Below are 24450 nucleotides of genomic sequence, written 5' to 3' on the forward strand. Positions count from 1 at the left end.
ACCCTGCACGCATGGAACGCGAGCCCCCGCATCGCCTGCATGGCGCTGAACATCCAGCGCTGGACCGCGTCCGCCGTGAAGGCCGTTGGTGGTGGCTGCAGGCCCGCCATGCGCGCCGGGTCTGGCGCTGGGCGCTGGTCGCGGCGGTGGCGGTGTTCGTGCTGCTGGTGCTGCTGCGCAAGCCGCTGGCCGACTGGTTCTGGGATGAGCCGCAGATTGAACAACTGCTGGCAGAAGGCGATCGCGCATTGGCGGCGGGCCGGCTGAGCGAAGCCGATGGCAGTGGCGCACGCGAGCGCTACCAGGCGGTACTCGCGCTGGACGGGGATCGTCCGCAGGCCCGGGAGGGCCTGGCACGCACGGCGGCGGCAGCGCTGCAGCAGGCACGCGACAGGCTGCAGAACGACGACCTCGACGGGAGTGCACAGGCGCTGGCCCTGGCCCGCGACCTGCAGGTGCCGCAGGGCGATGCCGATGCCGTGGCGCGCCAGCTGCAGGCCCGGCGCAGTGCCGGGGCGGGCATCGGTATCTTGCTGGCGCAGGCACGCAATGCCTTCGCCGCGGGTCGCCTCGATGAGGGTGACAACAGTGCCTTGCCGCTGTTCCAGCGCATCCTGGGCCTGCAGCCAGACAACCTTCCGGCGCTGGAAGGGCGCGAGGATGCCCTGAGCGATCTGCTGCAGCGTGCACGGGAGATGGCCGCGCGCGGCGAGCTGGCACAGACCGAGGCCCTGCTGCAGCGTGCGCGCCAGTTCGATGCCGGGCACACCGATCTGCCGGCCAGCCAGGAGGCACTGGCGCGCGCGGTTGACCAGCGCCTGCGGCAGGGCCAGCGTGCGCTGAAACAGCAGAAGCTGGAGGCCGCCTCGGAAGCATTCGAGGCGGTGCTGGCGGTGGCCCCCGATGATTCCAGTGCCTTGCGCGGTCGCGAGCAGACTGCGCAGGCGCTGCTCGCGCGCAGCCAGCGCCATGCGGCTGATTTCGAGTTCGAGGCGGCCGAAGCCGATCGCGCACGGGCGGGCGCGCTGGGCGCATCTGCGGCAGCGATTCAACAGGCGGCCCAGCGCATCCAGCGCGCCCAGCAGATGCAGCAGGCCCAGCAGCATCCGGCAGTGAGCGTGGCCCAGCGCGAACGGCAGCTGCGCGACCGCCTGCGCCAGATCGACCGCGCCGAGCGCGAAGGACGATGGATCAGCCCGCCCGGCCACAGCGCCTTCGACGCGCTGCGCGAGGCACAGGCGCTGGCCCCGCGTGATGCACGGGTCAGGGCGGCAGCGTCGCGCCTGTTGCCGGCCAGCCGGCAGTGCTTCGATGACAACCTGCGGCAGAACCGGGTGCAGGCCGCCGGCGCCTGTCTGCAGGCCTGGCAGACGTTGGCGCCGACCGCACCGGGCCTGCCCTCGTCGCGGGTGCGGCTGGCGCAGCGCTGGCTGGCCATCGGCAGCGAGCGGCTGGGCCGCGGTGACGTGGCCTTCGCCGAGGCGGCCGTGGCCCAGGTGCGCCAGCTGCAACCGGACCTTCCGGAGCTGGCCGCGTTCGAGCAGCGCCTGCGACAGGCCGGCGGGCGGCTGGATTAGTCGAAGAACACCCGCTGCACCGTGGCCCGCGCCGCATCCAGCGAGAAGTGCCGGGCGACGTTGGCCAGGCCGGCATCGGACAGCTGCTGCCATAGCTGCGGATCCTGGTACAGTCGCACCACTGCAGTCGCGAACGCGGCGGCGTCATCGGCCACCAGCACGTCCTGGCCAGGCTGCAGGTGCATGCCCTCCACCGCACAGGTCGTGCCGACCACCGGCTGGCCGTGGGCCATGCTCAGGTTGATCTTGCCCTTCACCCCGGCGCCGAAGCGCAGCGGCGCGATGGCGATGCGCGCACCGTCCATGTACGGGGCGATGTCCTCGACGAAGCCATGCATCTCCACCCCGGGCTGGCCGGCGGCCAGTGCCAGCAGGCTGTCCGGCGCGGCCGCGCCGATACAGTGCAGGCGCACCTGCGGCAGCTGTGCGCGGATGCCGGCGAAAACGTCGCCGATGAACCATTCCATGGCGTCCAGGTTCGGCGGGTGGCGGAAGCCGCCGACGAAGACCAGGTCGTGGCGCTGTGCATACGGTGCGCCGGCACCGGCCACTTCATGCAGGTTGGAAATCAGCTCCACCCGTACACGCGGTGCATCGGCCTGCAGCTGTTTGCGTTCGGCGGCACTGACCAGCACGGTGACATCGCACTGCTCCATCACCGCCAGTTCGCTGCTGCGGGTGCGATCTGCCGCGCGCAGCAGGCTGGCGTCGCCGGCCACTTCGGCGCCGCGGCGCTCGCGCAGGTAATGCAGGTCCACCGTATCGAACACGGTGCGTGCCTGCGGCGCGTAGCGCTTGAGCAGGGGCAGGCACTCGTTGGCGACGTGGTGCCGCACCAGCAGGGCGACATCGAAGCGCGCACCGTGGCTGCGCAGCCAGCCGGCCACGCCCTCCAGGAACGGCGCGTACCAGACTTCCACGCCCATGCGCTGCAGGGCCTCGGTGGCCGCGCCGCCGTGCTCGCGCCGGGTCGGCACGAACACCACGTGGGCACCGCCCTGCAGCAGCAGGCGGATCAGGTTGACCTGGCGCAGCGAGGCGGAATCACGCTCCGGGCGCGGCACTTCCTCGTCCAGGATCAGCACCTGGCGGCGGCTGCGGTACAGCAGGGCGGGCGAGGGCACTTCACCCACGGCCGGATGGCGGGCCAGCTCGGTGGCCCATTTTGCGGCGAAGATGCCCTGGTTGCGCACCTGGTAGGCCTTCACCCCGCTGCCGGTATCGGTGCCGTTGCTGGTGCCTTCATCGTGGATCACCCGGCTGGCAGGCTGCACCACCACGCGGCGGCCCAACGCACGCACGCTGAAGGCCAGGTCGGTATCTTCGTAGTAGGCCGGTGTGTAGCGGGTATCGAAGCCGCCCAGCTGCTGCCACAGGGCACGCGGCAGCATCAGCGCCGCACCGGAGCAGTAGTCGACATCGCGCAGGCTGGCATAGCGCGGGTCGTCGGCGGCCTCGAAGCGGCCATAGCTCCAGCCGCTGCCGTCGGCGAAGATCACCCCGCCCGATTCCTGCAGGCGGCCATCGGGGTAGAGCAGCTGGCTGCCGACCAGGCCCGCTTCCGGCACTGTGTCGAACGTCTCCAGCAGCGCGTCCAGCCAGCCTGGCTGCGGCACCGTATCGTTGTTGAGCAACACCACGTAGCGGCCGCGTGCGCGCGACACACCATCGTTGCAGGCTTCGATGAAGCCGCCGTTGCGTTCGCGCACTTCGTAGCGCAGGCCGGCGATCTGCGGCATCCACTGCACGGTGGCGTCGCTGCTGCCATCATCCACCACCAGGATCTCGCAGGCGGTCGCCGGCGGATGCGCCGCCAGGGCACGCAGGCAGGCCAGGGTGTGATCGGCGTGGTTGTAGACCGGGATGATGATGCTCGCCACCGGCGATTCGCTGAAGGGCACGCTGAACGGCGCGAACGCCTGCGCCGCCGGAAGGTACAGCGGGGCGCGCGGGGCAGGCACCGCGCGCTGGGTGTGCACCCGGATGCGTTGCCACGTGGCCCGCCAGCCGCGGGTACGCAGGCTGGCCAGGCTCCGGCGGGCCAGGCCCGTGAGGCGGTTGATCAGGTATCGGATCTCGGCCAGGGACATCGCCATCCGGTTGCAACTCCAGCTTAAGCAGGGGAACCCGGGAGAATTCGCCAGCCACGGTGGCTGGGGTAGACTCGCCAGACTCTACATTCTCGCATTCCCGTGCCCCGACGCTACGATTCCGACGACATCGACGATTTCGACGACGACGACCAGCAGGACAACGGCCCGCTGTGGCGGCGCCGGCTGATCACCTGGAGCATGGCTGTGGTCGCGTTGGGATTGGGTTTCCTGATCCCCTATACGCTGTACCTGAACCAACAGGTGACCCAGCGCTTCGGCGAACTTCGCTGGCAGATCCCGACCCGCGTGTACGCACGCCCGCTGGTGCTCACGCCCGGCAAGGCGATGGACGCGGCGACCCTGAAGACCGAGCTCGCCGCATCCGCCTACCGCGATGACGGGCAGGGCAAGGAGCCGGGCACCTACGCGGTGAACGGCGGGCGCTTCGTCATTTCCAGCCGTGGCTACAACGATGTGGATGGCCGGGTTGCCCCGCGCCGGCTTGAGTTGTCGTTGTCCGATGGAGCGGTCGGCTCGCTGCGCGACGCCGGCGACCGCAAGGCGCTGAAGGCCGCGCGGCTGGACCCGGCCCGCATCGCCACCCTGTACGGCCAGAAGCAGGAAGAACGCCGCCTGATCCGCATGGATGAGGCGCCGGACCTGCTGGTGACCGGCCTGCAGGCGGTGGAGGACAAGGACTTCAATCGCCACCACGGCATCGACCTGTCCGGCATTGCGCGCGCGGTGTGGGTGACGATCCGCTCCGGTGGCCAGAGCCGCCAGGGCGCCTCAACGCTGACCCAGCAGCTGGCCCGCAGCGGCCTGCTCGGGATCGGCAAGGAGCAGACGATCACCCGCAAGTTCAACGAAGTGCTGTACGCGCTGATCATGGAAGCGCGCTACGACAAGCGCACCATCTTCGAGGCCTATCTCAACCAGGTGTACCTGGGCCAGCGCGGCAGCCAGGCGATCCACGGCATGTCCTCCGGGGCCGAGTTCTGGTTCGGCCGTGACCTGCAGTCGCTGGAAACCGAGCAGATCGCGCTGCTGATCGGCCTGGTCAAAGGGCCGTCCTTCTACGACCCGCGACGGAACCCGGAACGGGCGCTGGACCGCCGCAACTTCGTGCTGGGCAAGCTGCACGAGGCTACGCTGATCGACGATGCCGAGTACCAGCGTGCGCTGAAGGCACCGCTGGGCGTACCGAAGACCCCGGGCCTGGTCGCAGCCAACCGCTTCCCGGCCTATGTGGACCTCGTCCGACGCCAGCTTGGCCATGACTATCCGGAATCGGCGCTGCAGGGCGCGGGCCTGAGCGTGATGACCGGTATGTCGCCGTCCGCGCAGGCCTATGCCGAAGGCGCGGTGACCCGCACCATCAAGTCGCTGGAAAGCAAGCGTCGCCCTGAACTGCAGGCCGGCATGGTGCTGACCGACGTGCACAACGGTGACGTGCTGGCGGTGATCGGCAGCCGTGAAGTTTCCGAGGTGGGCTTCAACCGCGCGATCGAGGCACAGCGGCCGGTCGGCTCGCTGCTGAAGCCATTCGTGTACCTGCTCGCGCTGGCGCAGCCGGACCGCTACTCGCTGGCCAGCTGGGTCGACGATTCACCGGTGACCGTGCAGCTCGGCCGTGGCCGCAACTGGAGCCCGGGCAATGCGGACAACCGCAGCCATGGCACGGTGCGCCTGATCGACGCGCTGGCCCATTCCTACAACCAGGCCACGGTGCGCGTGGGCATGCAGGTCGGCCCGGAGCGGGTGACCCAGCTGATCCATGTGCTGGCCGGCATCAAGGCCGAAGCGAATCCGGCGGTGATCCTCGGGTCGACCGACCAGAGCCCGTATGCGATGGCGCAGCTGTACCAGTTCCTGGCATCCGGTGGTGAGATCCAGCCGTTGCATGCGGTGCGTGGCGTGCTTGATCCGCAGGGCAAGCTGCTCAAGCGTTATGACAAGACCCCGGCACCGGCGCAGGAGGGCGATTCGATTGCCGCCAACCTGATCAGCGTCGGCCTGCAGCAGGTGGTCGCCAGCGGTACTGCCCAGCGTTTGAATGCTGATGGCCTGGGTCGCCTGCAGCCCGCTGGCAAGACCGGCACCACCAACGATGGCCGTGACAGCTGGTATGCCGGTTACACCGGTGATCACCTGGCAGTGATCTGGATCGGCAACGACCAGAACGAGCAGGCCGGCCTGTACGGCGCCACCGGTGCGATGCGGGTCTGGTCGGGCATCTTCCAGCGCCTGCCAAGCGCACCGTTGCGTGTCAGCAACAAGGGGCTGGACTGGCAGTCGGTGGCGCCCACCGGCCTCAACACGACCGATGAAGGCTGCCCGGGCGCCCGCCGCTTCCCGTTCGTGGTCGGTTACGCGCCAGCGTATGCGCCGTGCGCGCCGGCGGTGCCGCCGGACGGGCAGGGCGGTGCCGAAGGTGAAGGCGGTGGCTGGCGCAGCTGGTTCGGCCTGGACCGCAAACCGGATACACCCGCCGAACCTGCCGCCGCCACTCCTCCCCCAAGCCGATGATGCCGATGAACATGCGATCCCTGCTGCAGCCCTTGGCCCTGACCGGCCTCAGCCTGGCCCTGGCCGCCTGCGTGACCAGCGCGCCGCCGGTGGTCAAGCCGGTCGATACCACCACGCCGGCGCAGCGCCTGGCCGCCGTGGACGCGGCCGCTGGCCCGGACGACAAGGAGTTGTCGGTGCAGCCGTTGCGTGACTCGCAGGTGGAAGATCTGCGCGTGACCGCGCAGGCGCAGCGCCAGGCCGGCGATCTGGCGGGTGCTGCCAGCAGCCTGGACCATGCGCTGGAGATCGTGGCCGGTGATCCGGCGGTGCTTCAGGAACGTGCCGAGCTGGCGCTGCTGCAGGGGCAGTGGGCGCAGGCAGAGACGTTCGCACGCAAGGCGGTCGACCTCGGCTCGAAGACGGGGCCGCTGTGCCGCCGGCACTGGGCGACGATCGAGCAGTCGCGCCTGGCGCGGAGTGAGAAGGAGAATGCGGTGTCGGCGCATGCGCAGATTGAAGGCTGCACCGTGCCGGGGATCAAGCGGTACTGAGTTTTCGGCCAACGGCGCAGCCCCTCGTGACTGTGGGTGGGTCGCTGAAGCCAGAAGCAAAAGCCGCGCTTGGCCGGGCGGGGTGGGTTCGCGGGGGACGCCGTGAACCCGTCCCTGAAGTGACCCCCGCGAACCCACCCCGCCCGGCCTCTGACAGTTTTCGTGTGCGTCCAGCCACGGAAAAGAAAAAGAAGATCAAAAGCGGGGCGCGCGCTGCGCGCACTTGCCACTTTCCTTTTCCTTCCCCGTTCCACCAACCGCTTCTGAAATGGCAGTTGAGCAAGCTCGACGCTGCGCCGCGCGCGCATCCGTCACTGGGAAACTGTCGAGGGTGGGGCGGGAGGGGCAGGCAGGACCGTTGGCGCCATGGATGGCGCCATCGAGCCCCCAGGGATGGGTTTACGGCGTGTCCTGCCTGCCCCTCCCGACCCGCCCAGCACGTAGAAACCCAGAGCCATGAACCAAGCTGTTGCTGTTGCTGTTGCTTTTGCTTTTGCGGGTGCTCTGGCTTGAAACGGGTGCCGGGCAGCGCCCGGCCGGGTATCCTTTCCCTCTGATGTCCGACCTCGTTCATGCCAGCCGCGAAGCCCTCAGCGACGGCGGCGCGCTCGCCTCGCACCTGGATGCCTTCAACCCGCGTCCCGCACAGCTGCGCCTGACCGAGGCCATCGCCGACGCGCTGCAGCAGCGCGATCTGTTGCTGGCCGAGGCCGGTACCGGCACCGGCAAGACCTTCGCCTATCTGGTGCCCGTCCTGCTGTCCGGCCTGCGTACCATCATCTCCACCGGCACCCGCGCGCTGCAGGACCAGCTCTACCACCGTGATCTGCCGCGCGTGCGCCAGGCGCTCGGTGTCGGCCTGCGCAGCGCGCTGCTGAAGGGGCGGGCGAATTACCTGTGCCGCTACCGCCTGCAGCAGGCACGCGGCGAGCCGCGTTTTTCCAGCCCGGAACAGGCCGCGCAGTTCCAGCGCATCCTGGCCTGGTCCGGTCGTTCGGAATTCGGTGACATCGCCGAACTGGACGGCCTGGCCGATGATTCACCGCTGCTGCCGATGGTCACCTCCACTGTCGACAACTGCCTGGGCACCGACTGCCCGTTCTGGGACGACTGCTTCGTGGTGCGTGCGCGGCAGCGCGCGCAGGCGGCAGACGTGGTGGTGGTCAACCATCACCTGCTGCTGGCCGACCTGGCACTGAAGCAGGATGGCTTTGGCGAGTTGCTGCCGGGGGCGCAGGCCTTCGTCATCGACGAAGCGCATCAGCTGCCCGAGTTGGCTGCGCAGTTCTTCGGCGAAGGTTTCGGCATGCGCCCGTGGCAGGAACTGGGTCGCGACTGCCTGGCCGAAGCGCGCGGCGTAGGCGGCGCGCAGTCGGCGCTGCAGGAACCGGTCGACCAGCTGCAGCAGTCGCTGCTGGCGCTGCGCGCGGCGATGGAAGGGCTGCCCCCGCGTGGCACGCAATGGCGAGCGCTGGCGATGCCACAGGTGCGGGACGGATTCGATGCGGTGATGGCGGGGTTGGTGACCCTGGAGCAGGCGCTGCAGCCGCTGCGCGAGGCGGCTGCCGGCCTCGATGCCTGCCATGCGCGTGCGCGCGAGGCCGTTTCGCGGCTCAGCCGCTGGCTGGGGGAAGACGAGCCCACACTGGATTTCGATACCGATCCTGCAGAAGCGGCAGGTGCTGCCGATGTGCTCTGGTATGAGCTGACACCACGCGGGTTCCGTTGCCAACGCACGCCCATGGATGTGTCCGGCCCGCTGCGCGAACACCGCGAGCGCAGCCGGGCAGCATGGATCTTCACCTCGGCGACGCTGACCGTTGGCGGGGGCTTCGATCACATCGCTACGCGCCTGGGCCTGGATGATCCGCATACGCTGGTCCAACCCAGCCCGTTCAACTGGCCGGAGCAGGCGTTGTGCTATCTGCCCGAAGGCCTGCCTGATCCGGCCGCGCGTGGTTTCGGGACCGCGCTGATCCAGAGCCTGCGCCCGGTGCTGCAGGCATCGCAGGGCAGGGCGTTCCTGCTGTTCGCTTCGCATCGCGCCCTGCGTGAGGCTGCCGAGGCACTGCGCGATGGGCCATGGCCGTTGTTCGTGCAGGGTGAGGCACCGCGCGCGACGCTGCTGCAGCGCTTCCGCGAATCGGGTAATGGCGTACTGCTGGGCTCGGCCAGTTTCCGCGAGGGCGTGGACGTGGTCGGCGAAGCGCTGAGCGTGGTGATGATCGACAAGCTGCCCTTTGCCGCCCCGGACGACCCGGTGTACGAGGCGCGTCTGGAGGCGATCCGCAGCCAGGGCGGCAACCCGTTCCGCGACGAGCAGCTGCCACAGGCGGTGATCGCGTTGAAGCAGGGGGTCGGCCGCCTGATCCGCAGCGAGAGCGACCGTGGTGTGCTGGTGCTGTGCGACCCGCGCCTGCTCAATCGGGGTTACGGCCGGGTCTTCCTCGATTCACTGCCGCCGTTCCGCCGCACCCGCAGCCTGGCCGATGTGCAGGCCTTCTTTACGCCACAATGGGCGCCCGTGGCCGATGATGCCGTTCCAGCCACCGCCCCGCCGGCGGGCCCGGAACCGGCGCCCGGTGCCACGTTCCCCCTGTTCTGACCTGATCCGATGAAACTGCTCGCCTTTGAAACCGCCACCGAAGCCTGTTCCGTTGCCCTGCATGTCGATGGGCAGGTGCTGGAACGCTTCGAGATCGCCCCGCGCCGGCATGCCGAACTGAGCCTGCCGTGGGCCGAGGCGCTGCTGGCCGAAGCCGGCATCAGCCGCCGCCAGCTGGACGGCATCGCGCTCAGCCGCGGCCCTGGTGCGTTCACGGGCGTGCGCCTGGCGATCGCCATCGCGCAGGGCATCGCACTGGCGCTGGACCGTCCGCTGCTGCCGGTATCGACGCTGCAGGTGCTGGCGCTGCGGGCACCGGCAGAAGAAACGCAGATCCTGTCGGCGATCGACGCACGGATGGGGGAGTTGTACGTTGCGCGCTTCGAGCGTGTTGACGGCCTGCCGGTCGCGCGCGACGGCGAGCGTGTGTGCGCACCGGATGCAGTGGCGTTGCCGGAAGGTTTGTCGGCCTATGGCGTGGGCACCGGCTTCGGTGCGGCCGACGGCGCGCTGGTGGCGCAGCTGGGCAGCGGCCTTCGTGGATTCGATGCCACGGCATTGCCGCGGGCGTCGGACGTGCTGGCACTCGCGGTGCCGGCGTTCGCGCGTGGCGAGGCGATTGCGCCGGAGAAGGTCGAGCCCGCGTACCTGCGTGACAACGTGGCACTGACCCTGGCCGAGCAGCAGGCCGCGCGTGAGGCGAAGGCGAAGGCCAACGGCTGAGCCCCTCGTGGCGGGGCGTTGATCGCGGATTCGTGAGGTTGTCCGAGCGGGTGGGCTGCGCAGGGGGCGCTGCAAGTCCCCCTCCGGGGCCCGGCCCAGCCGCTGGCGGCTGGGCCGGACCCCAGAGGGGGGTTTACGGCGTGTCCTGCAAGCCCACACCGCCCCGCCAAGCCCAACATCCCGACCGCTGCTTTGGCTGTTGCCGTTGCTCTGGCTTTGCAGCGGGTCCCGGGCCGCAGGCCCGGGCAACGAACCCCTACCGGTCGTCGTGCAGGGTGCCGCCCGGCAGGAACACCCAGGTGCGGGTCACCTGCAGGATGTCGATCTCGTCTTCGGTCTTCGGCAACGGCGGGAACGGCTGCGCCAGTTTCACCACCCGCAGCGCCGCCTCATCCAGCAACGGCGTCCCGCTCGAACGCAGGATCCGGCTGCTCTCCACGCTGCCATCGCGGCGCACTCCCACGCTGATCACCACCTGGCCACCGAGGCGGCGCTGCCGCGCCTCGTCCGGATAGTTCAGGTTGCCCACCTTCTCGGCACGGTCCACCCAGGCGCGCAGGTAATTGGCATAGGCATATTCGCGCGTGCTGGCCGACACGAACTTGCGGTTCGGACGCTTGGCGTACTGCGCCGAACGCAGGTGCACTTCAGCCGCCAGCCGCGCCATCTCCACGTCGCGCTGCTCGCGTGCGGTCAACGGTGCGTCCGGCTCGGGGCGTTCCGGGGTGGGCTGAGCCTGCGCCTGTGCCACCGTGTCCTGGCCGTTGCGGCTGCTGACCACCCGTGCCTGCGGCGGCGGAACCGGCGCGGCCGATTGCTGTTGCTGCGGAACCGGGCTCAGCCCGGACTGCGCCTGCGGCACGATGCCGGCCTGGTTGTCGCGCGGGCGCTGCGCGCGGTCATCCTCGCCACCGCCTTCCTGGCTGGCGGCGGCAAGAAAATCAGCCTGCTTCGGCGTCAGCGCGGTGCGGGTCTGGCTGAAGATCACCTCCAGCGTCGGCACCAGCGGCGCATCGCCTTTCACCGCAAAGCCCACGCCCAGGATCAGTAGGGCGTGGACCAGTACCGACAGCGCGATGGTCGCCCCCAGCCGTTGCGCTTCGCGCGGCGCCGGGGGCAGGACGGCAGGTGCGGCTTCCATCAGCGCAGGCCGGCCTCGAGCGCGTCGAACAGGGTGCCGGCAATGTTCAGGCCATACTGCGCGTCCAGTTCGCGCACGCAGGTCGGGCTGGTCACGTTGACCTCGGTCAGGTAATCGCCGATCACGTCCAGGCCGACGAAGCGCATGCCGCGGCGCTTCATCTCCGGGCCAACCTGGGCGGCGATCCAGCGGTCGCGCTCGCTCAGCGGGCGGCCTTCGCCGCGGCCGCCGGCGGCGAGGTTGCCGCGGAACTCGTCGCCCTGCGGAATGCGGGCCAGGCAGTAGTCCACCGGTTCGCCGTCCACCAGCAGGATGCGCTTGTCGCCGGCGGTGATGTCGGGGATGAACTTCTGTGCCAGGGCCAGCTTGCGGCCGCCGTCGGTCAGCGTTTCCAGGATCACGTTCAGGTTCGGGTCGCCCTGGCCGCTGCGGAAGATCGAGCGCCCGCCCATGCCGTCCAGCGGCTTCAGCACGGCCTGGCCATGCTCAAGGGCGAAGGCCTTCAACGCCTTGGCGTCGCGGCTGACCAGGGTGGGCGGGCAGCACTGCGGGAACAGCAGCGCGGCCAGCTTCTCGTTGTAGTCGCGCAGCCCCTGCGGGTTGTTGACCACGCAGGCGCCGGCCGCTGCGGCCACATCCAGCACCTGGGTGTCATAGATGTACTCGGCGTCGACCGGTGGGTCCTTGCGCATCAGTACGATCTGGCCGGGGCCGAATTCGGTGCGGCTGAATGCGCCCAGCTCATACCAGCCGGCCGGGTCGTCGCGCACCTGCAATGGTGCGGTCTGGGCCACCGCCACGCCGCCCTCCAGGGCCAGGCCGCCCGGGCGCACATAGTGCAGGGCATGGCCGCGGCGCTGGGCTTCCAGCAGCATGGCGAAGGTGGTGTCCTTGGCGATCTTGATGTGGGCGATGGGGTCCATCACCACGATGACGTTCAACGGCATGGGCGCACCTGTCAGGCAAGGCGTTGATGGTAGCGGCAACGCCGGTCGCGCGCCTCCCCGCCGTACTGCAACGCTGCGTCCGCCCGGCGCCCGCGCACTCATTGCGAAACCCGTCACGTTCAGGAGGATGCCATGCCCTGCGCCATGGGGCGGCCTTGAAGCGGGCGCGGAAAGTGCGATATAGATACGCTTTCGTAGCGGCCCCCGCCTGAGATCGGGCCGTGCGCTTGGGGATAGGCAATGACTGAAAACACGACTGCGGGCGGGGAACTCGCAGGACTCCGGGTGATGGTCATCGATGATTCGAAGACCATCCGCAGGACTGCGGAAACGCTGCTCAAGCGCGAAGGCTGCGAGGTGGTCACCGCCACCGACGGCTTCGAAGCGCTTGCGAAGATCGCAGACCAGCAACCGCAGATCATCTTCGTCGACATCATGATGCCGCGCCTGGACGGGTACCAGACCTGCGCGCTGATCAAGGGCAACCAGCTGTTCAAGGCGACCCCGGTCATCATGCTCTCGTCCAAGGATGGCCTGTTCGACAAGGCGCGGGGACGCATCGTCGGCTCGGAGCAATACCTGACGAAGCCTTTCACGCGTGAAGAACTGCTGGGTGCCATCCGCACATACGTCAACGCCTGACCAGGGGGGAAAGGCACAATGGCTCGTATCGTTCTGATCGAGGATTCACCGACCGACCGCGCGGTGTTCACCCAGTGGCTGCGCCGTGCCGGCCACGAGGTGCTGGAAGCGGACAACGCCGAGGATGGACTGCAGCTGGTGCGCGACCAGGTGCCGCAGCTGGTGCTGATGGACGTGGTCCTGCCCGGCATGAGCGGCTTCCAGGCGACCCGGGCGATGGCCCGTGACGCAGCGATCAAGCACATCCCGGTGATCATCGTCAGCACCAAGGCGATGGAAACCGACAAGGCCTGGGGCCTGCGCCAGGGCGCGGCCGATTACATCGTCAAGCCGCCGCGCGAGGATGAACTGATCGCGCGGATCAACGAGCTGGTGGCCTGATGCGCTCGCCCTTCGACATCCTCGAAGCCTACGAGCGGCGCAGCCTGGCCCACGCGGTGCAGCTGCCCGAGCGGCAGTTCGCGCAGGACCTCTGGCGTGGCGTGGGTTACCGCGTCGGGCAGCGTCGGCTGGTGTCCGATTTCCGCGAAGTGGTGGAAATCGTGCCGATGCCGCCGGTCACCCCGGTGCCGTGCGCTCAGCCGTGGCTGCTGGGCGTGGGCAACCTGCGCGGCAACCTGTTCCCGGTGGTCGACCTGAAGTACTTCCTGGAAGGCACGCGTACCGTGCAGCAGGAAGGCCAGCGCGTGCTGATCATGCGCCAGGCCGGCGGCGACGTCGCGCTGACCATCGATGAGCTGTTCGGCCAGCGCAGTTTCGAACTGGACCAGCAGATCGAAGCCGGCATGCTTGCCGAAGGGCGCTACGGCCATTTCGTTGACCGCGCCTTCCATGCCGACGGCCATGACTGGGGCGTGTTCTCGCTCTCGCTGCTGTCGCGCACCCCTGAATTCCGGCAAGCCGCGGCCTGAGGCCGGGCATCGCCCCCTGCATTGAAGATCGAGGTTGAACGATGAGTACTGCTTCGGACGCCACCAAATCCGGCAAGCTGCGGCTGGGCGGCAGCAACCTCTGGCTGTTCCTGCTGCTGGCATCGATGATCCTGTTCGGCGTCAACACCGGCGTCGCCACCTGGCAGGGCAGCCGCTTGGCCGATGCCGGCTCCAAGGCCGCCGACCTCCAGGTGCTGTCGCAGCAGCTGGCCAACCAGGGCCGTGATGCCGTCGGCGGCAACGCGCAGGCGTTCACCGCTTTCAAGGCGACCCGCAACGCGATCGAACAGAACGTATCGATCCTGCAGGGGCGCTACGGCAAGGAACCGGGCGTGTCCGGCGCGATCACCACGCTGGCTGAAACCTGGGCGCCGCTGGGCAAGCAGGCCGGCCAGCTGGTCGCCAGCGAGCCGGCGGTGCTGGCGCTGGCCGGCAACGCCAACAACTTCAGCGGCGCGGTGCCGGGCCTGCAGGCCCAGCTGAACGAGTTGGTGCGCGCGATGTCCGCCTCCGGCGCACCGTCGGCGCAGGTGTACAGCGCACTGCAGCAGGTCGTGGTAGCCGGTTCGATGGCGCGCCGCGTGACCGAGATGCGTGCCGGTGGCAGTGCCGCAGCGACTGCCGGCGATGCGCTGGCGCGCGACATCACCGTGTTCTCGCAGGTGCTCGACGGCCTGCGCAACGGCAACGAGGAACTGGGCATCACCGCCGTGCGCGGCGCCGCCGCCATTGCTGCGCTGGAACAGTCCCAGCAGAAGTGGCAGGCGATGAAGCAGGACGCCGATGCGATCCTGGCCAGCTCGCGCCAGCTGTTCGCCGCGCAGTCGGCCGCCACCGCGCTGGGCCAGGGGTCGGCGCACATGCTTGACGACAGCCGCAAGCTGTTCGAAGCGTTCTCCTCGTTCGGCTCGGTGTCCGATACCCGCCTGTTCCCGAACTTCTGGATCGGCGTGGTCTCTGGTGCGCTGTCGCTGATCGCGATCATCGGCTTCGTCTCCACCAACGTGCGCAGCCGCTCGCGCGAGCAGGAACTGCGTTACCAGACCCAGGTGGAATTCAACAGCCGCAACCAGCAGGCGATCATGCGGCTGCTGGACGAAATTTCCTCGCTCGGTGAAGGTGACCTGACGGTGAAGGCCTCGGTGACCGAGGACATGACCGGCGCCATCGCCGACGCAATCAATTACGCGGTCGACGAGCTGCGCCACCTGGTGACCACCATCAACGACACCTCGGCCAAGGTTGCGGTGTCCACCCAGGAAACCCAGGCCACCGCCATGCAGCTGGCAGAGGCGGCGGGCCACCAGGCCAACCAGATCACTTCGGCTTCGGACCGCATCGGCGAAATCGCGGCGAGCATCGAACAGGTGTCGCGCAACTCGGCCGAGTCGGCCGACGTGGCACAGCGCTCGGTGGTGATCGCCGCCGAGGGTGCAGGCGTGGTGCGCGAGACCATCCAGGGCATGGACCAGATCCGCGACCAGATCCAGGAGACCTCCAAGCGCATCAAGCGCCTGGGCGAGTCGTCGCAGGAAATCGGCTCGATCGTGGAACTGATCAACGACATTTCCGAGCAGACCAACATCCTGGCGTTGAACGCGGCGGTGCAGGCGGCTTCGGCCGGTGAAGCGGGCCGCGGCTTCGCGGTCGTGGCCGACGAAGTGCAGCGACTGGCGGAACGTACCTCCGGCGCGACCCGACGCATCGAAAACCTGGTGCAGGCGATTCAGGCCGATACCAACGAAGCGGTCACCTCGATGGAACAGACCACCGCCGAAGTGGTGTCCGGTGCACGCCTGGCCGAGGACGCCGGCACCGCGCTGACCGAAATCGAGCGCGTGTCCAATGCACTGAACACCCTCATCAAGAACATCTCCATCGCCGCCCAGCAGCAGTCGGCCGCCGCCTCGGACATCACCCGTACCATGGGCGTGATCCGGCAGATCACCGGCCAGACCTCGCAGGGTGCCGGGCAGACCGCCGAATCGATCGGCCACCTCGCGCAGCTGGCGGCGGACCTGCGCCGTTCGGTCGCCGACTTCAAGCTGCCGGCGTGACGCGGGCAGGCGGCGAGCAAGGAACCCCTCGATGAAGCATTTCCATTCCCCACGTCAGAACTCGCGCGGCCTCCGCGCGGCGGCGAACGGAGCGCGTCCATGAACAGTCTGCGCGATGCGATGAGCCACGCAGCGCTGGGCTGGGTCAAGCCCGAGCTGGACGAGACCCTGCGCCAGGTGCGCAACGAGGTCGAGTACTACGCGGAAGACCCGACCGATGCCAGCCGCATGCGCATCTGCGCCGGCTACCTGCACCAGGTGCAGGGCACCCTGCGCATGGTTGAACTGTATGCCCCGGCGATGGTGGCCGAAGAACTGGAGCAGCTGGCCAACGCCATTGGCGGCGGACGCGTGTCCGATCGCGATGAAGCGTGCGCGACCCTGATGCGCGGCAGCGTGCTGCTGCCCGACTACCTGGAGCGCCTGCAGAACGGTCATCGCGACATTCCGATCGTGCTGATGCCGCTGCTCAACGAGATCCGCGCCGCGCGTGGCGAGGAAGGCGTGCATGACAGCGTGCTGCTGGCCTTCGCGCCGGACAGCGTCACCGCAACCGAGGCCGAGCTGGACCACGCGCGTGGCAGCCTGAGCGGGCGCAACCGCGAGCTGCTCGACACCGTGGGCAGTGCGGTGAAGGAAGAACTGCTGCGCATCAAGGATGCGCTGGACCTGCACCTGCGTACCGGCGGTGCCCCGGAACAGCTGCAGACCCAGGCCAACGAACTGGGGGCGGTGGCCGATACGCTGGGCATGATGGGCCTGGGCGTGGCCCGTGGCGTGGTCGTGCAGCAGCGCGACGCGCTGCGTGGCGTGGTCGAAGGCCGCCAGCAGATCGACGAGAACCTGCTGCTGGATATCGCCGGTGCGCTGCTCTACGTGGATGCCTCGCTGGATGACCAGGTGGCCCATCTGGGCGCTGGCGGCAGTGGCGAGGACGATCCGAGCGCCGTGGAGAACCGGCGCACGGTAGAGGTGCTGGCCCATGAAGCCATCGCCAACTTCGCTGCGGCACGCGAGCACTTCGTCGCCTTCATCGAAACCAGCTGGAACCATGCCGAGCTGCAGGACGTGCCGCGCCTGCTGGGTGACGTTGCCGGTGCGCTGCGCATGCTCGACCTGGGCACCGCGGCCGATTACCTGCGCGGCGTGCAGCAGTACATCGAGGCCGAGCTGATCGGCCGCCAGCGCGTGCCCAGTGGCCGCCAGCTGGACACCCTGGCCGATGCCATGGCCAGCCTGGAGTACTACCTGGAAGCCCTGCGCGACCGCCGTCCTGGGCGCGAGGACATCCTTGAAATCACGCGCAGCAGCCTTGAGGCGCTGCGCTACTGGCCGCTGCCGGACCGCGATGCCGCCGAGCCGGCCGCGTCTGCGCCGCCGTCGATCGAGCGCGAGCCGGTCGTGCTGCAGGTGGAGGCACTGCAGCCGGAGCCCATCGAGATCGCGGTACGGCCGGCCGCGCCGGCACCCGGCGATGTGCCGGTACCGCTGCCGGACTTCACCTTCGATCCGCCACCGGCCACGCCTTCGCCGGCAGCGGCGGACAACAGATTGGTGTTCGGTGGGCTGGGATCCGTCGCCTCCGCGCCGCTGTCGCTGCGTGACGAGTCGGATGCACCGCTGGTCTTTGCCGCTTCCAGTGCACCTGCACCCGAGGTCCCGCAATGGGATCTGGCATCGTTCCATCCGGAGGCCGATCCGCTCGATCCAGCGGACGATGAGCGCAGTCCGACGTTTGCCAGCTTCGATCCGGTCAGTTTCGAACAGCTCGATGCAGGGCAGGGGGCCGCCACACAGTGGACGCTGTCGGAGGCAACTCTGCCAGTGCAGTCCGATGCGACAACCGGCCTCGACGTCGGGGACGCCGTCGACGCGACGCTGGCCATCGATACCGGGACGGATGCCGCGCCGGTGTTCGACCCCGTGGCCGCCGAACATGATGCGGTTTCTGCAAACGACGACGTCGTGTTTCGTTTCGACGCCGATGCGCTGGACAATGCCGACGACGTGCTGTCGCTGCATGCGATGGAAACGTTGTCGCTGGACGCCGCCGCGCTGCATCCCGCGCTGGAGCTCGATCATGCCACCGCGCCGGCGGCGGTGGATGACGCGCCGGTGGCTGCAGAAGCGGACACCCCCGCAGTGGATGCGGCGCTGGACATGCCCGTACCGCTTGCCGATGCGCCGGCAGCGGCAGTATCGGTGATCGACATCGACACCATCGCGCCGATTGATTTCAGCGAAGCCGACGCGCAGTTCTTTGCCGAGCTGAGCGCGGCCGCCGCGGACTTCAATCCGCAGGCAACCGCGACGCCGGCCGATGCGGAAGCGCCGGTCGCCGTGGGCGACGCGGACGGTGCAGAAGCAGGCTTCGAGGCGGGGTTCGACGACGATGCCGAGAACATCGACGAGGACATCCGCGAGGTGTTCCTGGAAGAGTTCGACGACGAACTGGCCAACCTCGGAACGCTGCTGCCGGCATGGCGCATGCAGTCGGACAACATGGACCGGCTGCGGCCGATCCGCCGTATCTTCCACACGCTCAAGGGCAGTGGCCGACTGGTCGGTGCACGCACCCTGGGTGAGTTTGCGTGGAAGATCGAGGGCATGCTCAATCGCGTGCTCGACGGCAGCCGCCCGGCGACACCGGCGGTGCTGGCCATGGTCGACAACGCGCATGCCGCGCTGCCGCAGCTGAACGCCGCACTGCGCCATGGCCAGCGGATCAGCGTGGACCTGCAGGCGATGCAGGCCATTGCTGATCGCGTCGGTGCGGGTGAGGAAACCTATTACGTACCGTTGCCCGCTGCGGCCGCCCCCGCCGCCCCGCTGGTCGAAGCCGACGGCGAGGACGAGATCAGCCGCATCCTCGAAGCCGAAGCCGTCGCATCGGTGCAGGCCGAAGATCACGCTGCGCCCGAGCTGCCGGGCACGCCGGCCAACATCGACAGCGTGCTGCGCGAGATCCTGGAAGCTGAAGTGGAAGTCCACCAGGCGACCCTGCAGGACTGGCTGCGCTCGGCGCAGCAGGCGCCGCAGCCGGTGAGCGATGCGCTGCTGCGCGCGGTGCACACCATGAACGGCGCCTTCGCGATGACCGAAGTGCCGGAAATCACCGCGGTCACCGGCGGTGCCGAGTCCTACATCAAGCGTGCGCTGGCCGCCGATGTGGTGCCTGGTGACGAGGGCGTGGCTGCACTGGACGCGACCGCGCAGGCGATCACCGCGACCATGGAAGCACTGCAGGCCGAGCAGCCGCAGATCGCGCCGCAGGAAGCACTGGTTCAGCGCCTGCAGGCGCTGGCCGGGGAACTGCCGGAAGCGCGCTGGCCGATGGTCGGGCTGGAAGAGGACGAAGAGGATCTGGCGCTGGAGGCCGAACCCGCGTTCGACGCTGCGCCCGACGCAACCGATGCCCTGGCACCGGCACCCGACGATGCAGTGACCGGATTTACCGGATTTACCGGGCCGGAGCCGGAGCCAGAGCTGCGCGCGGCCGAGGTCCGGGTAACGGAGGCGACCGACGCCGGGCGTGATGTGGGTGAGCTGACCGCCAGCGATGATCTTTCGCGCTACTTCGATGCCGGATGGCCGTCGGTGCCGGGCGAGGGCGAACCCTCGACGCCGGATGCCGGATCGGTTGAATCGATCCAGCCGGACGAGCGCGCGCCGGGTGTCGCAGCGGACGACGGTGCTGCTGAGCCGTCGAGCGCGGTGCTCGACAGCGCCGATCTGACCGTGGCTGACGACCTGTCGCCGTACCTCGATGCCAGCGCGCTGCCGGTGGACGACCGCGACGCGGATGAGATGCCGGTATCCGCGGAGTTTGACGCGATTGACCTGAATACGCTGCAGCCCTTGGACCTGGACGATGCCGACGGCAACGTCTTCGACGACGCTGCTGCACTGCCACTCGACAGCGGGCTGTCGAGCCTGCAGGATGAAATGGCTGCGCCGGGCTTTGCAGAACCGGTCACGCTGGCAGCCGCGCTCGAGGCCGGCCTGCACGTGATCGACGAAGAGCAGGCCCCGGCCGACGACGGGCAATGGCCCGTGCTCGGCCTGCAGGCCAGCGAACTCGCGCCGGGCGAGGCGGAAGCCTTCGCCATGGATGCGGACGTCGGCGGGGAGGCGGCGGTCGGCGAAGGAGAGAGCGCTGGCCAGCCGTCCCCGGCGACGGTGGATGAGGAGATCGCTGCGGACGCGCCGCAGGCCTCCAATGAGCCGATGCGCTTCTTCGAACTCGAAGACGCACCGGGGCAGGGCACGGCGCATGCCGATGCAGCGCCCATCGAGCCCGAAGCCGCCGCCAACGCGCCGACCCACGATGAAGCCGGCGCTCTGGAAGACAGCGCGGACGGTGCCGATGCGCTCGACTTCAGCGTGTACGACCGCGAGCTGGTCGACATCTTCGTCGAGGAAGGCAAGGACCTGCTCGACCACTGCGATGGCCTGATCAGCGAGCTGCGCGATGCGCCGCAGGATCGCGAAGTACTTGCCGGCCTGCAGCGTGACCTGCATACCCTGAAGGGTGGCGCACGCATGGCCGGCATCAACGCCATCGGCGATCTGGGCCACAGCATCGAATCGCTGCTGGAAGCGGTGGCCGCCGGGCGCACCGAAATCGAACGCCGCGATGTGCAGCTGCTGGAGCGCGGTTTCGATCGCCTGCACCAGCTGCTGACGCGCACCGGTGCGCACCGCGTGGTTGAACCGGCGCAGGATCTGGTGGAGGCCTTCGAGGTACGCACCGCCACCGATATCGCGGTTGCAGCCAGGGCGGCGACCGGCGCGGCTGACGTGGCGCCGGTGCAGGCCGCCGCGCCGCCGCCGCTCGCCGTGGCCGACGCACCGTTGTCGGCGCCGTTGCCGGCCGAAGGTGCGGTCGAAGAAGACCCGCTCGCCCGTCCGCAGCAGGAGCAGGTGCGCGTGCGCGCCGACCTGCTGGATCGCCTGGTCAACCATGCCGGTGAAGTGGCGATCTACCGCTCGCGCCTGGAACAGCAGCTCGGCGCATTCCGCGGCGCGATGGGCGAACTGGAGCGCACCAATGCGCGACTGCGCGACCAGCTGCGCCGCCTCGACCTGGAAACCGAAGCGCAGATTGTCGCCCGCTACCAGCGCGAGCAGGACCAGGCTGACCAGAAGTTCGACCCGCTGGAGCTGGACCGTTTCTCCACCCTGCAGCAGCTCAGCCGCGCGCTGAACGAGTCCGCCGCCGACCTTGGCGGCCTGCAGGGCGTGCTGGACGATCTGTCGCGCCAGTACGACTCCCTGCTGCAGCAGCAGTCGCGCGTCAGCTCGGAACTGCAGGACGGCCTGATGCGCGCGCGCATGGTGCCGTTCGATGGCCTGGTGCCCCGCCTGCGCCGCGTGGTCCGCCAATCCGGCATGGATACCGGGAAGCAGGTGCACCTGACCCTGGAAGGCACTCACGGGGAACTGGACCGCAATGTGCTCGACCGCATGGTCGCGCCGCTGGAACACATGCTGCGCAACTCGGTGGCTCATGGCCTGGAAGCGCCGGAACAGCGCCGTGCCGCCGGCAAGCCGGAGGAAGGCGAGATTGCCATCCGCCTGCACCGCGAAGGCTCGGAAATCGTGCTGGAAGTGGCCGACGACGGTGCCGGCCTGGACCGCGAAGCGATCCGTCGCCGCGCCATCGACCGTGGCCTGCTGGCGGCCGATGCACAGCCGGGCGAGCAGGAACTGGACAACCTGATCTTCGCCTCCGGTTTCTCCACCGCCGACCAGGTCAGCCAGCTGGCCGGCCGCGGCGTGGGCATGGACGTGGTGCGCAACGAAGTGCGCCAGCTCGGTGGTTCGGTCGACATCCAGTCGGTGCGTGGCCAGGGCGTGCGCTTCACCCTGCGCCTGCCGCAGACGCTGGCCGTCACCCAGGCGGTGTTCGTGCAGATCGGCGAAACCACGTTCGCGGTGCCGGTGGCCTCGGTCAGTGGTATCGGCCGCCTGTCGCGCGAACGTTTCGAAGCCGCCGACAGCAGCTATCGCTACAGTGGCGAGGACTATCCGCTGTACGACCTCGGCAGTCTGGTCGGGCAGGCGCCCGCCCGTGCCGATGGCCAGGACCAGGTGCCGCTGCTGCTGGTCCGCGCCGGTGACCTGCGCGCCGCCGTGGCGATCGACCAGGTGCTGGGCAACCGCGAAATCGTGGTCAAGCCGGTCGGCCTGCAGATCGCCTCGGTGCCGGGCATCTATGGTGCGACCATCACCGGCGATGGCCGCGTGGTGGTGATCCTGGACGTGGCACCGCTGGTGCGTCGCTTCCTGGCCAACCCGACACTGCCGGTGCTGGCCAGCACGCCGCGCCAGGAGCGCCAGGTGCCGCTGGTGATGGTGGTCGACGACTCGCTGACCATGCGCAAGGTCACCGGCCGCATCCTCGAACGCCACAACTTCGAGGTCAGTGTCGCCCGCGATGGCGTGGAAGCACTTGAGCGTCTGGAAGAGCGCGTACCGGATCTGATGCTGCTGGATATCGAGATGCCGCGCATGGATGGCTACGAGCTGGCCACCGCAATGCGTGCCGACCCGCGCTACAAGGATGTGCCGATCGTGATGATTACTTCGCGCAGCGGCGACAAGCACCGCCAGCGCGCCTTCGAGATCGGTGTCCAGCGTTACCTGGGCAAGCCGTACCAGGAACTGGACCTGATGCGTAACGTGTACGACCTGCTGGGGATCGCCCGTGTCCGTGAGTGAAACCCATCCGGCCCCGGCCGTCGCCCTGCTGGCCCGCCCCGGTGCAGCGCGCGAGCGACTGCGCGAAGCGCTGTCGCATGCAGATGTGCAGCTGGTGCTGGAAGATGACCCGAACGGGCTGGAGCCGCAGCTGCTGCAGGACGCCCAGCCGCAGATCGTGGTGATCGCGCTGGAGGCGGCCATCGAAGACGCGCTGGAACGGCTTGAGACCGTGCTGTCCGCGCCAGGCCTGACCCTGGTCTTCGACGAAGCCGAACTGGCGGCCCGCCGTGATGGCTGGGAGGCGCAGCGCTGGGGCCGTCATCTGGCCGCCAAACTGCATGGTCATCAGCAGGTGCTGCCGCCGGGTGCCGAAGACGAGCCCGCCCTGCAGCTGGAACCGGGGCACCCGGCACCGCCGCCGGCCCCGCAGGAAGAAGCGCTGCAGCCGCATCTGGACCAGGCGTTGAGCTGGGCCGACGAGGTACCGGCGGACGGCCTGTACGCGCCGCCGGCGCAGCTGCACGAACCGATTGCCCTGGAGCAGGCGTTGGCCGCACTGCAGCCGGTCGTGCCCGAGCCGCTGGAGGCCGCGCCGCGGCCGATGCCGTCCGTAACCGCTCCGGCACCGCCGGTCTCTTTCGATCACACCGCGTGGTCGCTGGTCGAGGACGCTGCCGATGCGCTGGCGCCCGCCGCCCATATCGCGGCGATGGAAGCACCGCTGCCGTCCTTCGATACCGATCACCTGAGCCTGGTCGATCTGGATGCCGCCGCGCCTGCCGGTGCACGCGCAGCATCGCTTCTGGTGTTGGCAGGTATTGGTGGCCCGGATGCGCTGCGTCGCCTGCTCGGTGCGCTGCCGTCGTCGCTGAGCGTGCCGGTGCTGGTGCACATGCGCCTGGATGGCGGCCGCTACGGCAACCTGGTCAAGCAGATGGCCCGCGTGTCGCCGCTGCCGGTGCAGCTGGCCGAAGCCGGCCAGCGTGCGGTTCCCGGCGAGGTACATGTGCTGGCCGATGACATCGGCGTCAGCGTGGCCAGCGATGGCCTGCATTTCCTCAGCGATGCACAGGGCATCTCGCTTGCCGCGCTGCCTGCCGAACACACGGCGCTGGTGCTGCTCAGCGGCGCCGACCTGGCCCATGTCGGGCCGGCACTGGACCTTGCGGCGGCCGGTGCCTGGGTGGCCGGACAGGTCGGGGAAGGCTGCTACGACCCCGCCGCGGCGACGGCCGTGGTGGCTGCCGGCATGGTGGCCGGCGAACCGCAGGACCTGGCGCAGGCCATCGCCGCGCGCTGGGGCGAGCAGGACGACAACGGAGACGCACCATGAGCTATGCCAGCAATGACGAAATCCGCGGCGTCCTGATCCAGGCCGGCAACGAGCGCGTGCTGCTGCCCAATGCCACCGTGGCCGAAATGATGTCGCGGGTGCCGGTGCAGCCGGTCTCCGATGCGCCGCGCTGGCTGGTCGGCGAGATCGGCTGGCATGGCTGGCAGGTGCCGTTGGTGTCGTTCGCGCGCCTGTCCGGACTGGGTGAGGAAGCGGCAGGCGGTCACAACAAGGTGGTGGTGCTGAAGGCGCTCAGCGGCAACGCGCAGCGCCCGTACTACGCGCTGCTGACGCAGAACTTCCCGCAGTTGATCTCGGTGCCGCGCGATGGCCTGCTGGCTGATGCCTCCGAGGAAACCCTGCCGCAGATCGTGCACATGCGCGTGCTGCTGGGTGAGCAGAGCGCGCTGCTGCCGAACCTGGACGCGCTGGAAGCCGCACTGGATTCGTTGGCGGCCTGATCTACCAAACGGTAGTGCCGGCTGCCGACCGGCACCGAGCCGAGCATGGCTCGGCTCTACAAGGAAACTGCAATCTGGCGCGGGCCCTGTAGAGCCGAGCCTACGCTCGGCTGCTGCCCTGGACGCGCTCGTCGCGGTAGTGCCGGCCAGCGGCCGGCACCACCACGAATCA

General features: G+C 69.0%; 15 protein-coding genes. 12 read left to right on the forward strand and 3 right to left on the reverse strand.

Annotation, left to right across the window (positions count from 1 at the left end; all coding sequences use genetic code 11):
• Nucleotides 1-11 precede the first annotated feature (11 nt).
• Nucleotides 12-1577: a hypothetical protein gene (locus AC5P8Z_RS05960; RefSeq protein ID WP_495228446.1), complete on the forward strand. Its 1566-nt coding sequence runs from the start codon at nt 12-14 to the stop codon at nt 1575-1577.
• Here the strand turns inward: AC5P8Z_RS05960 and AC5P8Z_RS05965 are convergent.
• Nucleotides 1574-3673 (reverse strand): glycosyltransferase, encoded by a 2100-nt coding sequence (locus tag AC5P8Z_RS05965; RefSeq protein ID WP_495228447.1) that lies wholly within the window; start codon nt 3671-3673, stop codon nt 1574-1576. The two genes, AC5P8Z_RS05960 and AC5P8Z_RS05965, sit on opposite strands and share 4 nt — an antisense overlap.
• A 96-nt stretch (nt 3674-3769) precedes the next feature.
• Between AC5P8Z_RS05965 and mrcB the strand changes: the two genes are divergently transcribed.
• The 4 genes from mrcB (at nt 3770) to tsaB (ending at nt 10060) form a co-directional block, all read left to right on the forward strand.
• The gene (mrcB, locus tag AC5P8Z_RS05970; RefSeq protein WP_286069522.1) at nt 3770-6199 is read left to right on the forward strand and encodes a penicillin-binding protein 1B; all 2430 of its coding nucleotides are present in this window, start codon (nt 3770-3772) and stop codon (nt 6197-6199) included.
• Nucleotides 6196-6732 (forward strand): tetratricopeptide repeat protein, encoded by a 537-nt coding sequence (locus AC5P8Z_RS05975; RefSeq protein WP_286069521.1) that lies wholly within the window; start codon nt 6196-6198, stop codon nt 6730-6732. The genes mrcB and AC5P8Z_RS05975 overlap by 4 nt, the downstream gene beginning before the upstream one ends.
• Before the next feature lie 556 nt (nt 6733-7288).
• Nucleotides 7289-9337: a DNA repair helicase YoaA gene (gene yoaA, locus AC5P8Z_RS05980; RefSeq protein WP_295565373.1), complete on the forward strand. Its 2049-nt coding sequence runs from the start codon at nt 7289-7291 to the stop codon at nt 9335-9337.
• A 9-nt stretch (nt 9338-9346) separates the two neighbouring features.
• Nucleotides 9347-10060: a tRNA (adenosine(37)-N6)-threonylcarbamoyltransferase complex dimerization subunit type 1 TsaB gene (tsaB, locus tag AC5P8Z_RS05985; protein WP_286069518.1), complete on the forward strand. Its 714-nt coding sequence runs from the start codon at nt 9347-9349 to the stop codon at nt 10058-10060.
• A gap of 256 nt (nt 10061-10316) precedes the next feature.
• On the opposite strand, the gene AC5P8Z_RS05990 is transcribed toward tsaB, so the two are convergent.
• Entirely contained in the window at nt 10317-11201 is an 885-nt protein-coding gene (locus AC5P8Z_RS05990; protein ID WP_286069517.1) for an energy transducer TonB, read from the reverse strand.
• On the reverse strand, nt 11201-12148 hold the full coding sequence (gene gshB / locus AC5P8Z_RS05995) for a glutathione synthase (protein WP_012481045.1): 948 nt from the start codon (nt 12146-12148) through the stop codon (nt 11201-11203). The genes AC5P8Z_RS05990 and gshB overlap by 1 nt, the downstream gene beginning before the upstream one ends.
• A gap of 240 nt (nt 12149-12388) precedes the next feature.
• On the opposite strand from gshB, the gene pilG reads away from it, so the two are divergent.
• The 7 genes from pilG to AC5P8Z_RS06030 all read left to right on the forward strand — a co-directional run bounded on the left by pilG (nt 12389) and on the right by AC5P8Z_RS06030 (nt 24278).
• Complete coding sequence (gene pilG / locus AC5P8Z_RS06000; protein ID WP_005418455.1) at nt 12389-12790, forward strand: twitching motility response regulator PilG; 402 nt, start codon at nt 12389-12391, stop codon at nt 12788-12790.
• 18 nt (nt 12791-12808) lie between these two features.
• On the forward strand, nt 12809-13171 hold the full coding sequence (locus AC5P8Z_RS06005) for a response regulator (protein ID WP_005410717.1): 363 nt from the start codon (nt 12809-12811) through the stop codon (nt 13169-13171).
• Nucleotides 13171-13701, forward strand: coding sequence for a chemotaxis protein CheW (locus tag AC5P8Z_RS06010; RefSeq protein ID WP_049431795.1), 531 nt, complete (start codon nt 13171-13173; stop codon nt 13699-13701). The genes AC5P8Z_RS06005 and AC5P8Z_RS06010 overlap by 1 nt, the downstream gene beginning before the upstream one ends.
• Before the next feature lie 41 nt (nt 13702-13742).
• Entirely contained in the window at nt 13743-15779 is a 2037-nt protein-coding gene (locus AC5P8Z_RS06015; protein ID WP_286069512.1) for a methyl-accepting chemotaxis protein, read from the forward strand.
• Between the two features lie 99 nt (nt 15780-15878).
• Nucleotides 15879-22502, forward strand: coding sequence for an Hpt domain-containing protein (locus tag AC5P8Z_RS06020; protein WP_495228449.1), 6624 nt, complete (start codon nt 15879-15881; stop codon nt 22500-22502).
• Nucleotides 22489-23817, forward strand: coding sequence for a chemotaxis protein CheB (locus AC5P8Z_RS06025; protein ID WP_495228450.1), 1329 nt, complete (start codon nt 22489-22491; stop codon nt 23815-23817). Before AC5P8Z_RS06020 ends, AC5P8Z_RS06025 begins: the two co-directional genes overlap by 14 nt.
• Nucleotides 23814-24278 (forward strand): chemotaxis protein CheW, encoded by a 465-nt coding sequence (locus tag AC5P8Z_RS06030; protein ID WP_295565362.1) that lies wholly within the window; start codon nt 23814-23816, stop codon nt 24276-24278. Before AC5P8Z_RS06025 ends, AC5P8Z_RS06030 begins: the two co-directional genes overlap by 4 nt.
• The last annotated feature ends 172 nt before the right edge of the window (nt 24279-24450 follow it).

The sequence above is a fragment of the Stenotrophomonas sp. YJH_SMC_17 genome, from assembly GCF_059371655.1.